Origin of the sequence: Enterobacter asburiae (assembly GCA_011754535.1) — a bacterium.
GTDB lineage: Bacteria > Pseudomonadota > Gammaproteobacteria > Enterobacterales > Enterobacteriaceae > Enterobacter > Enterobacter cloacae_N.
Genome location: JAAQVN010000001.1, coordinates 1,731,535 through 1,744,838 on the forward strand (window position 1 = coordinate 1,731,535; position 13,304 = coordinate 1,744,838).

The 13,304-nt window shown below is 54.8% G+C and carries 12 protein-coding genes; 6 read left to right on the forward strand and 6 right to left on the reverse strand.

All coding sequences use genetic code 11. The features are described 5' to 3' along the window. The first annotated feature begins 4 nt into the window (after window positions 1-4). From pqiB to rmf, 3 genes are all read left to right on the forward strand, one after another. Entirely contained in the window at window positions 5-1,645 is a 1,641-nt protein-coding gene (gene pqiB / locus HBM95_08020; GenBank protein ID NIH42877.1) for an intermembrane transport protein PqiB, read from the forward strand. Next, window positions 1,642-2,208 (forward strand): membrane integrity-associated transporter subunit PqiC, encoded by a 567-nt coding sequence (gene pqiC / locus HBM95_08025; GenBank protein NIH42878.1) that lies wholly within the window; start codon window positions 1,642-1,644, stop codon window positions 2,206-2,208. Before pqiB ends, pqiC begins: the two co-directional genes overlap by 4 nt. Before the next feature lie 257 nt (window positions 2,209-2,465). Then, a complete protein-coding gene (gene rmf, locus HBM95_08030; protein ID NIH42879.1) occupies window positions 2,466-2,633 on the forward strand; it encodes a ribosome modulation factor in 168 nt (55 codons plus the stop codon). Between the two features lie 73 nt (window positions 2,634-2,706). On the opposite strand, the gene fabA is transcribed toward rmf, so the two are convergent. Beyond that, window positions 2,707-3,225, reverse strand: coding sequence for a bifunctional 3-hydroxydecanoyl-ACP dehydratase/trans-2-decenoyl-ACP isomerase (gene fabA / locus HBM95_08035; protein NIH42880.1), 519 nt, complete (start codon window positions 3,223-3,225; stop codon window positions 2,707-2,709). 68 nt (window positions 3,226-3,293) lie between these two features. Then, window positions 3,294-5,054: a Lon protease family protein gene (locus HBM95_08040; GenBank protein ID NIH42881.1), complete on the reverse strand. Its 1,761-nt coding sequence runs from the start codon at window positions 5,052-5,054 to the stop codon at window positions 3,294-3,296. 186 nt (window positions 5,055-5,240) lie between these two features. Here HBM95_08040 and matP point away from each other — a divergent pair, with 186 nt between their 5' ends. Further along, window positions 5,241-5,693 carry a macrodomain Ter protein MatP gene (gene matP, locus HBM95_08045; GenBank protein NIH42882.1) on the forward strand — a complete coding sequence of 151 codons (453 nt, stop codon included), beginning with the start codon at window positions 5,241-5,243 and terminating at the stop codon, window positions 5,691-5,693. Window positions 5,694-5,757: 64 nt separating this feature from the next. On the opposite strand, the gene ompA is transcribed toward matP, so the two are convergent. Both ompA and sulA read right to left on the reverse strand, forming a co-directional pair. Next, complete coding sequence (ompA, locus tag HBM95_08050) at window positions 5,758-6,813, reverse strand: porin OmpA (GenBank protein NIH42883.1); 1,056 nt, start codon at window positions 6,811-6,813, stop codon at window positions 5,758-5,760. A gap of 354 nt (window positions 6,814-7,167) precedes the next feature. Beyond that, entirely contained in the window at window positions 7,168-7,677 is a 510-nt protein-coding gene (sulA, locus tag HBM95_08055; GenBank protein ID NIH42884.1) for a cell division inhibitor SulA, read from the reverse strand. A gap of 217 nt (window positions 7,678-7,894) precedes the next feature. Here sulA and HBM95_08060 point away from each other — a divergent pair, with 217 nt between their 5' ends. Continuing rightward, a complete protein-coding gene (locus HBM95_08060; protein ID NIH42885.1) occupies window positions 7,895-8,521 on the forward strand; it encodes a TfoX/Sxy family DNA transformation protein in 627 nt (208 codons plus the stop codon). On the opposite strand, the gene yccS is transcribed toward HBM95_08060, so the two are convergent. After that, window positions 8,478-10,640 carry a TIGR01666 family membrane protein gene (gene yccS, locus HBM95_08065; protein NIH42886.1) on the reverse strand — a complete coding sequence of 721 codons (2,163 nt, stop codon included), beginning with the start codon at window positions 10,638-10,640 and terminating at the stop codon, window positions 8,478-8,480. The genes HBM95_08060 and yccS overlap by 44 nt on opposite strands. Window positions 10,641-10,659: 19 nt before the next feature. After that, window positions 10,660-11,106, reverse strand: a complete 447-nt coding sequence (locus HBM95_08070; protein NIH42887.1) for a YccF domain-containing protein — start codon at window positions 11,104-11,106, stop codon at window positions 10,660-10,662. A gap of 123 nt (window positions 11,107-11,229) precedes the next feature. Between HBM95_08070 and helD the strand changes: the two genes are divergently transcribed. Beyond that, window positions 11,230-13,284 carry a DNA helicase IV gene (gene helD / locus HBM95_08075; GenBank protein NIH42888.1) on the forward strand — a complete coding sequence of 685 codons (2,055 nt, stop codon included), beginning with the start codon at window positions 11,230-11,232 and terminating at the stop codon, window positions 13,282-13,284. Window positions 13,285-13,304: the final 20 nt, after the last annotated feature.

Sequence of the window (13,304 nt, forward strand, 5' to 3'; positions counted from 1 at the left end):
GAGCATGGAAAATAAGAGTGGAGAGGCGAAAGTGCAGAAGGTCAAAAACTGGTCGCCGGTGTGGATTTTTCCCATTGTGACTGCGCTGATCGGTGCCTGGATCCTGTTTTATCATTACAGCCATCAGGGGCCGGAAGTGACGCTGATTACCACCAATGCCGAGGGGATTGAGGGCGGTAAAACGACCATCAAAAGCCGTAGCGTGGATGTGGGCGTGGTGGAAAGCGCAACCCTGACCGACGATCTAACCCATGTGGAGATTAAGGCGCGCCTTAATGCCGGCATGGAAAAACTGCTGCACGGCGATTCTGTTTTCTGGGTAGTTAAACCGCAGGTGGGGCGTGAAGGGATCAGCGGCTTAGGGACGCTGCTTTCGGGTGCCTACATCGAGCTGCAGCCAGGTGCAAAAGGCAACCAGCCGGCGCAGTACCAGCTTCTGGATTCACCGCCGCTGGCACCGCCTGATGCAAAAGGTATCCGCGTGATCCTCGACAGTAAAAAAGCGGGCCAACTCACGGCGGGTGACCCGGTACTGTTCCGCGGCTATCGCGTGGGGTCGGTGGAGAAAAGCACGTTCGATCCTCAGAAAAGAGCTATCAGCTATCAGCTGTTCATCAATGCGCCTAACGATCGTCTGGTCACCAGCAACGTCCGTTTCTGGAAAGACAGCGGCATCGCGGTGGATCTGACCTCGGCGGGCATGCGCGTTGAAATGGGATCGCTGACAACGCTGTTTGGCGGCGGCGTGAGCTTTGACGTACCGGAAGGGCTCGACCTGGGGCAGCCGGTTGCGGAGAACACCGCTTTCCGCCTGTTCGACGATCAAAAAAGCATTCAGGATGCGCTCTACACCGATCACGTTGACTTCCTGATGTTCTTCAAAGATTCCGTCCGCGGTCTGCAGCCGGGAGCGCCTGTTGAGTTCCGCGGTATCCGCCTTGGTACGGTTGGACAAGTTCCGTTCTTTGTGCCTGGCCTGCAGCAGGTACTGGATGATGATTACCGCATACCGGTGCTGATTCGTATTGAACCCGAACGCCTGATCAACCAGATTGGCGAGAATCAGGATATTGCCACCCACATCAGCCAGCTGATGGAACGCGGTCTGCGTGGATCGTTGAAGACGGGTAACCTGGTGACCGGTGCGCTGTATGTGGATATGGACTTCTACCCGAAAGCACCGCCGATTACCGGTATTCGTGAATTCGGTGGCTATAAGATCATCCCAACGGTGAGCAGCGGTCTGGCGCAGATCCAGCAGCGTCTGATGGAGACGCTGGATAAGATCAACAATCTGCCATTGAACCCAATGATTGAAGCAGCGACAGGTTCATTGCATCAAAGCCAGGCGACAATGCAACGCCTGCAGGCCACGCTGGATAACATCAATAAGATCACCGCCAGCCAGAGCATGCAGCAGCTGCCGCAGGATATGCAGAAAACGCTGCGTGAGCTGAACCGCAGTATGCAGGGCTTCCAGCCCGGCTCGGCGGCATACAACAAGATGGTCGCAGATATGCAGCGTCTCGATCAGGTCTTGCGTGAACTGCAGCCGGTTCTGAAAACGCTCAACGAGAAGAGCAATGCGCTGGTGTTCGAAGCGAAAGATAAAAAGGATCCTGAGCCGAAGAGGGCGAAACAATGAAAAAATGGCTAGCGATTGCAGGAGCGATGGTACTCACGGCCTGTAGCTCCGGGAGCGAAACGAAAAGCTACTACCAGCTACCGATGGGGACGCAGGCGGTTACGCAAAGTAGCGCCTCGCAGGGCAACCGTCTGCTGTGGGTTGAGCAGGTCGCCGTGCCAGATTACCTGGCCGGCAACGGAGTGGTCTATCAGACCAGCGATGTGCAGTACGTTATCGCCAACAACAACCTGTGGGCCAGTCCGCTGGATCAGCAGCTACGCAATACGCTGGTGGCGAATCTTGGCAGTCAGCTTCCGGGCTGGGTTGTTGCCTCCCAGCCTCTGGGAAGCGATCAGGACACGCTGAACGTCACGGTAACGGGCTTCCATGGTCGTTATGACGGTGCCGTTGTCATCAGCGGCGAGTGGCTGTTGAATCATCAGGGACAGCTGATTAAGCGTCCTTTCCATCTGGAGCTGAAGCAGCAGAAGGATGGCTATGATGAAATGGTGAAAGTGCTGGCCCAGGGCTGGGCGCAGGAATCAGCCAGTATCGCCAGGGAAATTTCCCGGCTGCCATAAGTAAAATTCATCGTCAAAAACCGCAATCGGCCTGGTGCTGATTGCGGTTTTTTTTTTCGTTTTGGCGTCAGGTTGTTACTTGTGCCGCGTCACAATTTTTGTACAAATGATCTTCTGGCTAGCTCACAAATATGACACCCGTATGAATTTTGAACATTGACGCTGGGACTAATTCGGGGTATTCGTTATCTGTGCCTGCGCATCTGGCGCAGACACTGTTTTCTTTCCACCAGACAAAAGAATGAGGGAAACGAGGCATGAAGAGACAGAAACGAGATCGCCTGGAACGGGCTCATCAACGTGGTTATCAGGCTGGCATCGCTGGACGTTCGAAAGAAATGTGTCCTTATCAGACGATAAACCAAAGGTCACAATGGCTGGGAGGCTGGCGAGAAGCCATCGGCGACAGGGCACTTATAGCCTGATAACGTCTCTTTAAAAAAAGAAACCTCCGCACTGCGGAGGTTTCGCCTTTCTGGATGGGGCTAAAAGCCGTTATCAGAAAGCAGAGGTATCCTGGAACAGACCCACTTTCAGGTCGTTAGCGGTATAGATCAGACGACCATCTACCAGCACTTCGCCATCTGCCAGGCCCATAATCAGGCGACGGTTAACGATGCGCTTGAAGTGAATACGATAAGTCACTTTCTTCGCCGTAGGCAGAACCTGACCGGTGAATTTCACTTCGCCCACGCCCAGCGCGCGGCCTTTACCTTCACCACCCAGCCAGCCCAGATAGAAGCCAACCAGCTGCCACATGGCATCCAGGCCCAGGCAGCCAGGCATTACCGGATCGCCAATAAAGTGGCAACCGAAGAACCACAGGTCCGGGTTGATATCGAGTTCTGCTTCTACGTAACCCTTATCGAAGTTGCCGCCGGTTTCGGTCATTTTCACGACACGGTCCATCATCAGCATGTTCGGGGCCGGTAACTGTGGGCCTTTCGCGCCAAACAGTTCTCCGCGACCAGAGGCAAGAAGGTCTTCTTTTGTATAGGATTCGCGTTTATCTACCATGTTCTCAGTAAGCCTTATTTTAGTGAAGGACGCAGGATAGCTAACACGTGTACGCTGAACAAGTCCGATCAGTTCGAACTGAACCAACCCAGCCAGCGTAACGGCCATGGATAACGATGACGAGCGTCCTGCTGTGTCGCCTGAGCAATGCGCTCCTGGATAGTCTGCATCAGGGTCGTCTGCCCCTCGCCATCCCATACCAGGTTTGTCAGTAAGGGTAGTGCATCCTCAATCCCTTCGATTGCCCAGATGGCGAATTGTTCCTGTTCAACCGCGTCCAGAATATCCTGGCTCAGGCTGAGATGGCGTACGTTGGGCGCGGGAATAATCACCCCCTGTTTGCCGTTTAAACCACGCTGCTGACAAATAGAGAAGAAGCCTTCAATTTTTTCGTTCAGACCGCCAACGGGCTGAGCACGACCAAACTGATCGACCGAACCGGTGATGGCAATATTCTGGTTGATCGGCACGTCCGCCAGGGCGCTGATTAAGGCGCACAGCTCTGCCATAGAGGCGCTATCGCCATCCACTTCGCTGTAGGACTGTTCGAACGTCAGCGAGGCGGAGAAGGGGATTTGCTGCTCGAGCTGCAGCTCGGACATCAAAAACGCCTGCATGATCATCATGCCTTTGGCGTGAATGTTTCCGCCCAGCTCGGCTTTGCGTTCAATATCGGTAAACTCGCCATCGCCAATATGCACAACGCAGCTGATACGGGACGGTTCACCGAACGCGCGCGGATGGCCGGGAAATTCAATCACCGACAGGGCGTTAATCTGACCGACGCGTTCGCCTTCGGTCTCGACCAGAATTTGTTCCAGCAGAATTTCATCCTGCATGCGGTCAGCAAGATAGCCTTCACGCCACTCCCGCTGCGCCAGCATCTGGGTGAGCTGTTCGCCAGTAAACGCGCCGTTACCGCCGATGGTACCCACCTCACGCAGCTGCTTGCCGATCCAGAGCGGGCAGAGCGGCAAGGTCTCTTGGTCACCGGTATAGCGAACGGCTTCACGGATCAAACCCGGCCACGCGTCGGCGGCAGGCGTTGGCAATGCGAAACGTTCCGCCACGGCCATCACCCACTGACACCACTGCGCCATGTCGTCAGCATCGGCAATCTGGATGTTGTCTTCATATTCGCTGTAAACTGCCTGCTCGGCCAGTTCCGGCTCCATTTCCTGGAAGTCCGCCAGCGATTCGCGGTCGCCCGTCAGCACGACGGTCAGCGACAGCGGCATTGACGGCACGGAGACAGGAAGCGGACGAGACTCATCGTAACCGACCCAGTCAAAGCGCTGTTGGGTAACAATGGTTTTCAGGCGCATCCACAGCAGCGGCTGCGAGAGCAGGGTGCGCAGTGAGATGATGAGCACGCCGCCGTTTGCGCGATGCACCAGCCCCGGCTGCAGGGAAAGCTCGCCGTTAAACTGGCGCAGACAGCCAAAGAGCTGTTCAGCCTCGACCCAATTAGCGGTTATCACCTCGCCTTTAGCAGCAAAACGACCGTCGGCCTGGTCCGCCGGTTCGAAGGTAATAGTGTGCCCTACGATACGATACTGGCCGCCAAAGACCGCGTTGGTGTCCGGCTGCAGCTGGCGCATGGCATCCCCAAGCAGCGTCAGATATTCCGCTTCTTCCGGGGCTTTCAGCAGCATGAAGGGCGATGTCGCCCACGGACTTAACGCCTGCTCCAGCGCATAATGTAAGCGTGGTTGCGTATCGCTAAGGATGAATTCGTGTTCTTTTGCGAGATCGGGCTGTGCAAACAGTTCCTGATAGCTCTCGGCATCCGGAACAAGGTCACGCCATGCTAGTTTCGTAATGGTCAAAGTTGATGTTTTTTAGTCAGATGTAAAAGCGTGGAGTATACCGTAAGCGGGGGGCTCTACCCAAGCAGGATCGGGTATTTCAGCAGGCGGATTGGCCGCATTCACTCACAGGATATGATTTCTTTTCAGCAGATTGCTAAAAAACTGATATTCTGAACAGAGTTACGTGGTAACACTGAGATCGCAATGAAATATCAACAACTGGAAAATCTCGAAAGCGGCTGGAAATGGAAGTACCTGGTCAAAAAGCACCGTGAAGGGGAGCTGATCACCTGCTACATCGAAGCCAGCGCTGCGCAAGAAGCCGTGGATATTTTGCTGACCCTCGAAAATGAACCGGTACAGGTTAATGGCTGGATTGAGAAGCACATTAATCCTGCGTTGCTAAACCGGATGAAGCAAACTATCCGCGCGCGACGTAAACGGCATTTTAATGCTGAGCATCAGCATACCCGGAAAAAGTCCATCGATCTTGAATTCGTGGTCTGGCAGCGTCTGGCTGGGCTGGCGCAACGGCGTGGTAAGACCCTGTCGGAAACCATCGTGCAGTTGATTGAGGATGCCGAACATAAAGAGAAGTACGCTAACCAGATGTCGTCGCTGAAAAACGACCTTCAGGCGTTGTTGGGCAAAAAGTAGATTTTTGTTTTCTTAAGACAATAAAAAACCCCGCATGGCGGGGTTTTTTTTATAAGACGATAACTTATGCCGCTGGCTGAGTTACAACGTCTTTAACGCCTTTAACTTCGATCTCTACGCGACGATCTGGTGCCAGGCAGTCGATCAGTGCAGCGCGAGCTTTAACGTTGTCACAGGTGTTGCCAGTAACTGGGTTAGATTCGCCCATACCACGTGGGGAGATCTTGTTAGCTGGGATACCTTTAGAGATCAGGTAATCAACAACAGACTGAGCACGTTTCTCAGACAGTTTCTGGTTGTAAGCGTCAGAACCGATGCGGTCGGTGAAGCCCAGAACCACTACAGAACCGTCTTTAGGATCCAGGTTGCTCAGCTGGGTGTACAGCTGATCCAGTGCCTGCTGACCTTCTGGTTTCAGGGTCGCTTTGTTGAAGTTGAACAGAACGTCAGACTTCAGAGTGAAGTGCTTGGTCTGTACTTCTGGAGCTGGAGCCGGCGCTGGAGCAACAACTGGTGCTGCATCTTCCTGCTGGCCGAAACGGTAGGAAACACCTACGCTCAGCATGCCGTTGTCTGGACGAACGCCAACGGTAGCACCGTCACCGATGTTGTTAACCCACTGGTATTCCAGACGGGTAGCGATGTCACGGGTCATAGCCCACTCAACGCCACCAGCGAATACTGGGGAAACGCCAGTGTCATGGTCGTCGCCAGCGATGTTGTTGCTGGAGTCTGCACGCCATACCATGCCGCCCAGACGGGTGTACACGTCCAGATCGTCAGTTACTGGGTAACCCAGTTTAGCGGTCAGCTGAACGCCCTGAGCTTTGAAAGCGCCATTGATGGTGTCGCCTTTGTATGGCATACGACCTAACCAGTCGTAACCCATTTCAAAGCCAACATACGGGTTAACCTGATAGCCACCGAACGCACCTGCACCAAGCTGGCTCTCGTGAGTAGGGCCATCGTTGTTCAGGCTGCTGTTGTACCAGCCAGTGTCATGGAACTGAGACCAGCCCAGTTTACCACCTGCATACCAGGTATTATCTTTCGGAGCGGCCTGCGCTACGGTAGCGAAGCCAGCCAGTGCCACTGCAATCGCGATAGCTGTCTTTTTCATTTTTTGCGCCTCGTTATCATCCAAAATTCGCCATGAAGGTCTCAAGAGAGAATCACGGTTAAATCCTTCACCGGGGGGCGTGGTCAAATATAAATCTACCGATATCTTCGGCTTAGGCCGAGCACCCCTGGCGATGTAAAGTCTACAACGTAGCTGAAAACTTACAAGTGTGAAGTCTGTCAGGCATATGAAAAAAAAAGTTCCGTATACCTATTATTTAACATTTTTAGAACGAATTTTGTGCAATAAAATTAAGGAGAACCGCACCAGACAAGCCTTGCCGTAATTTTGAGGCCGGGAACTAAAACCGCATCTTGCGGTCAAAAAAAATTCCAGGAAAAATCTTAATTTCACTCAATGATACAAATTTGAGTGAATTTTTAGCCCAGAAAGTTGTCCTCTGCGATAAGAATCTGGACGAACCGGGCGCATGATAAACCCGATCGCATTCCCTTCTTCAGCCGCTTCGGTCAGACGAAAATGTTCCTCTTCCGTCAATTCTTCCGGTAACCACCCGATCACCACGCTGTAATTTCCGGTGCGCAACGCTCGAATCATCGACTCGACGGTATCACACGGTGAAAGTTGGTTGATCTGCATCACCTTTGCCAGGGGCAGGCCTGCGGACTGCACCCATTCACGGCTCAGTTTCTGCTGTGGCGTCAGCCAGAGTTGCCAGCGAGATTGCTGACCAAGCTGCTGTAATAGCGGCAGCAGCAGGAGTTGGGTCAACAGGGGCTGGTCTTCACGATAAACCACTTCACTAATAAGCCCCGTCGAAGCACCACCAACGGCGTTTTGCGCGACATTGCCCGCGGTAGAGGTGAGAGAAGTTGAGCGATTTGCATAGCCTGAAGTGTACATTTTCATTCCAGCCCTGTAGTTACTGTATGAATATACAGTAACCCCTGTATGCATAAAGATCAACCTCATTTTCGGAAAGCGACTCGCAAAATTCATTCAATATTGATGCCCTTCGAAAAATCATCTTGCTCAACGACGCTAAGTTGCCTATTTTCCTGCTAACGGATCCGCTAGTAAGAAACTTCGTTGTTACTTTATGATTTTGAAGGGAAATATCATGAAAAAGATATCTTATGAACGGATTTATAAATCCCAGGAATACCTCTCACCGCTGGGTGAAATTCATCATCGTGCGCTGTTCGGCGGCTATACCCTGGCGGTGGATGACGCGGTTTTTGCCATGGTGTCAGATGGCGAGCTTTACCTCCGCGCATGTGAAGAAAGCGCCAAATACTGTGTAAAAAATGCTGCGTCTTTTTTGACCCTGATGAAGCGGGGTCGCCCGGTGCTTCTCAACTATTACCGGGTGGATGACGGGTTATGGCAGGACAGGGAGCGTCTGCTTCAGCTCTCTTCGTTCGCGCTCAATGCGGCGAGAAAAGAGCGTTATCAGCGCCATCAGCGCAATCGACTTAAAGATCTGCCAAACCTGACCTTTCAGCTGGAAGTGTTGCTCCTTGAAGCGGGCATTACCAACGAAGAAACGCTGCGGGCGCTTGGTGCCAGGGAGAGCTGGCTGAAAATGCGGGCGAAAAATAAAGCGCTTGGTATCAAAGTGCTTTTCGCGCTGGAAGGGGCTATTGAAGGGCTACATGAGGCGGCACTCCCGGCCGGCATTCGCCGGGAGTTGACGGAGTGGTTTAATGCGCTGCCTGAGCCACAGGAAAATCACTCCTCAAGGTAGCGATTTGCTGTTGCAGCCGGCAAATTTCAGGCAGCAGGGCGATGAGCAGGCCAATCTGCTGTAACACCAGAGGCGCTTTGCTGTCGTTTCCGGGCTCCAGATGCGCTATACGTTGCGTCAGTTCATCCAGCGCTTGTCTCACGCGCGGTTCATCGGCTGGCCGGTGATGCAAAGCGTCATCGACATAACAGACCGCGTCATCCAGCAGGCTGAGGATACCTGGGTTGGTCAGTTTCTCGCGGTGGGCACCCAGCGTCGAAATATAGCTCGTGAAGGTATGGTTCAGGCAGAGCAGCCGGAAAGCCGTCTCACGAATCTCCGCCGTGGCGCGCGGCTCCGTTGACATGTTGGAGACGACCGAGGCCAGCTCGGCATCGCTGTTGTGCGCATCGCGGCGGGCTATACGGTAAGCCAGACGGTTATCGCGACCCTGATGGTATTGCTCAAGGATGGCATCCAGATATCGACAGTTGGCGTTCATGGCCCTGTCTAACACGCGCGGTAAGTTACGGAAACGCCAGTCCGGCCAGATAAAGCTGACCGCGGCCCAGGCGATAGCGCAGCCTATCAGGGTATCGATCACGCGGGGCAGGGCGACCTCGAAACCTTCACCCAGCAGGTTAAAGCAGAGCAGAACCAGCAGCGTGATGAACATGGTGGCATGAGCGTACTGTACGTTGCGAAACGCGAAGAACAACACGCCGGTGATCACGATCAGGATCAGCTGTCCTTCAACGGAGGGCACGAAATAGAGTACCGGAAGGCCGATTGCGACGCCGACCAGCGTGCCGATAATACGCAGCGCCAGGCGGTGTCGGGTGGCGTTATAGTTCGGCTGGCAGACGAACAGGCTGGTCAGCAGGATCCAGTAGCCGTGGTGCAAACCGGTTATCTGGATAAAAGCATACCCAACGCATAAGACCACGGACATTCGCACCGCGTGGCGAAACAGCGCCGACTCCGGCGTAAAATTGCGGCTCAGCCGCAGCCACATATCGCTCACGCTATGCACGCTGTCATCTGCAAGCTGGTTATCCACCTCGCTGCCCGGCAGTGCCATCGCCTGCTCGGACTCAATCGTCGCTAGCTGTGCATCAATCGCCCGCAGGTTGTTCAGCAGAAAACCCAGCGCTTTGATCTGTTCCGGTGACGTTCCGCTGGCCTGCACGCGGTCAAGCGCCGCATCAAGATGGCTAAATACCCGTTCGAAGCGTGAGTCATGCTGATAGGGCGTGCGCAGCAGAATGGATCGTGCGAGCTGCTGGCATGCCTGAGACTGCATGGATAGCAGGCGCTGGAAGCGGAACATCACGTCGCTGTAGCGGAACTTCTCGCGCAGAGCGGCGTACTGAACGTGCGAAGAGCTGGCGCGTTCATGGATATCCTGAGCAGCAAAATAGTAGTGTAAGGTCCTTCGCGTTCCGCGCTGGCCGCGATCCCCGCGCAGACGGGTAAGCAGCGAGGCTTTCGTCTGGTTTAGGGTGGCGACCAGTTGGCCGTTGGCCAGCGCCAGATCGTAAAGCGGCGCCTGGCTTTCTTCCTCGATATCCGGGTCGAACAGTCGGGATTTCAGTTCCAGATAGTGGGCTAACTGCTCAAAGCTGCGGGCGAGATTATCCTGCAGAGGGCGAACCGGGAAGATCAGATGCCCGGTTAACGTCAGCAGGTTATACCAGATGGCGCCCAACAGCAGCAGCACAGGCTGCTGGTACCACTGGTCGTACAGGGAAACGCCCAGCATGGTATAGATGGCGATGAGCAAGGCACCGAAGGCGATAGTGGCATAGCGCTGCCCCAGACCGCCCAGCAGAATAAACCCGCTGGTTGAAAGCGTAAGGCCCAGGGCAAACAGCCAGGGCCAGGGAAAGAGCAACTCAACGGACGCGGAGGCGATAAAAAAACAGACGAGCGTAATCACCAGGTTACGCAAACGGCCGGCCAGGCGATCGTCCAGATCTGCCAGCGCCCCGGCCACCACCCCCAGCGTGAGCGGGATGGTGAGTTTCACATCATTCAGCCACCACGGCAGGGCAGCCGTGCCGCAAAGCGCGATAAAAATCCTGACGTTGTAGAGCCAGGCGCTGTTCCAGGTATAACGGCGAAGCAGTGGGCTTAGCATAAACGCGGCCAGTCCTTATTTACTGAAAACGACGACGTGCGTTCGCTTCACGCGCCGCCTGGGCCACTTCGACCGGAACCACCCTGCGACCGACGGGCCAAAGGGCGATGGCGGCGATCTTAAAGTTTGCGAGCCCGACCGGAATACCAATTATTGAGATGCACTGCGCAATACCGGCAAAAATATGCATGATGCACAGCCACCAGCCGAAGAAAATCAGCCACAGAATGTTCAGCAAAGTTCCCCCCGTATTCATCAGGGCGCTTTTGCTCTCCGGGTTCAGCTCGTTAACGTGGATAGCTTCGTTACCGTAGGGGATGAACGACAGTTTCGTGATTTCCCAGCAGGAACGAGTCAGGGGAAGCGTGAAAATCAGGACGATGCTCACCAGCGTGGCAAAAAGCCAGGAAAGGGTGGTGGCAAAACCGCCCAGCACAAAATTCAACACATTCAGAACGGTACGCATAAACCCTCACTTCCTTTCGATAAAATTAACGCCCAATGATTGTAACGTTTTTTTAGGCTGGAGCACCTTAAAACTGGCAGTTAAACTGTCAGGTAAATTATCTCTTCGTGGATTTGGCGGGACATGGAACTGAAAGCAACTTCTTTAGGCAAACGCCTGGCGCAACACCCCTATGACAGAGTTGTTCTGCTCAATGCCGGGGTGAAAGTCACCGGAGAACGCCACGAATACCTTATTCCGTTTAATCAGCTTCTGGCTATTCACTGCAAGCGCGGGCTGGTGTGGGGCGAGCTGGAGTTTGTTCTGCCTGACGATAAAGTCGTACGTCTTCACGGCACCGAGTGGGCGGAAACCCAGCGTTTCCATCATCACCTGAACGCGCTCTGGCAGCAGTGGAGTCACGACATGAGCGTCATTGCCGCTCAGGTACTGCAGCAGGTGCTGGACGATATTGCCCATAGCAACGCGCAACAAACGTGGCTGACACGTCAGCAGACCGCCGGGCTACAGCAAAAGATCCGGCAGGCACTCTTGGCGCTGCCGCTCTCCGTGACGCGTCTTGATGAGTTCGACAACTGTCGCGACGCCTGGCGTCAGTGTCAGGCCTGGCTGAACGATATGGATAAAAGCCGGCTGGCGCATAATCAGGCCTGGACAGACGCCATGCTCACCCAATACGCCGACTTTTTCAGCACGGTGGAAACTTCACCGCTCAACCCTGCTCAGGCGCGCGCGGTGGTCAACGGCGAGCAGTCGCTGCTGGTGCTGGCGGGGGCCGGAAGCGGTAAAACGTCGGTGCTGGTGGCGCGTGCGGGCTGGCTTCTCACGACCGGGGAGGCCGTAGCCGAGCAGATCCTGCTTCTGGCCTTTGGCCGCAAGGCGGCACAGGAGATGGATGAACGTATCCAGGAACGCCTGCACACCCGGGATATCACGGCCAGAACCTTCCATGCCCTCGCGCTGCATATCATTCAGCAGGGCAGCAAAAAAGTGCCTGCCATCAGTAAACTGGAAAACGACGCGCAGGCGCGGCAGGCGTTGTTTATTAAAACGTGGCGTCAGCAGTGCAGTGAGAAAAAGGCGCAGGCGAAAGGGTGGCGCCAGTGGCTGGAGGAGGAACTCAACTGGGAGGTGCCGGAGGGCAGTTTCTGGCAGGATGAAAAACTGGCGCGTCGGCTCGGCTCGCGACTTGACCGCTGGGTCAGCCTGATGCGAATGCACGGCGGCTCACAGGCAGAGATGATTGAAAGCGCGCCGGAGGCGATCCGCGATCTGTTTTCGAAGCGGGTCAAGCTGATGGCTCCGCTGCTGAAAGCCTGGAAAACCGCGCTGAAAGAGGAAAATGCCGTCGATTTCTCCGGTTTGATCCATCAGGCTATCATCATTCTTGAGAAGGGGCGCTTTGTCAGCCCATGGAAACATATTCTGGTGGATGAGTTTCAGGACATCTCACCCCAGCGTGCTGCACTGCTCTCGGCGCTGCGGGCGCAAAATAAACATACCTCGCTGTTTGCGGTGGGGGACGACTGGCAGGCCATCTACCGCTTCAGCGGGGCGCAGCTTTCACTGACGACCGCGTTCCACCACTATTTTGGCGAGGGTGACCGCAGCGATCTGGACACGACATACCGCTTCAATTCACGAATTGGTGAGATCGCCAACCGCTTTATCCAGCAGAACCCGCATCAGCTGGCAAAGCCGCTCAATAGCCTGCGCCCGGGGGATAAAAAAGCGGTCACCCTGCTGGCGGATGATCAGCTGGAGCCGCTGCTGGACAAGCTCAGCGGCTATGCGAAGCCCGATGAGCGTATCCTTGTGCTGGCGCGCTACCATCACCTTAAACCCGCGGCGCTGGAAAAAGCCGCCACCCGTTGGCCGAAACTGCAGCTTGAATTTATGACCATCCACGCCAGCAAAGGGCAGCAGGCCGATTATGTGATTGTGGTGGGGCTGAAAGAGGGCAGCGACGGTTTCCCGGCCCCGGCCCGCGAGTCGGTCATGGAAGAGGCCCTGCTGCCGGTGCCGGAAGACTTTCCTGATGCCGAAGAGCGGCGTTTGCTGTACGTGGCCATCACCCGCGCACGTCATCGCGTGTGGCTGCTGTTCAATAAAGAAGAGCCATCCGTGTTTGTCGATATCCTGAAGAGTATTGATGTGCCGGTGGCGAGAAAGCCGTAACGGCGTCAGGCAAGATTTTC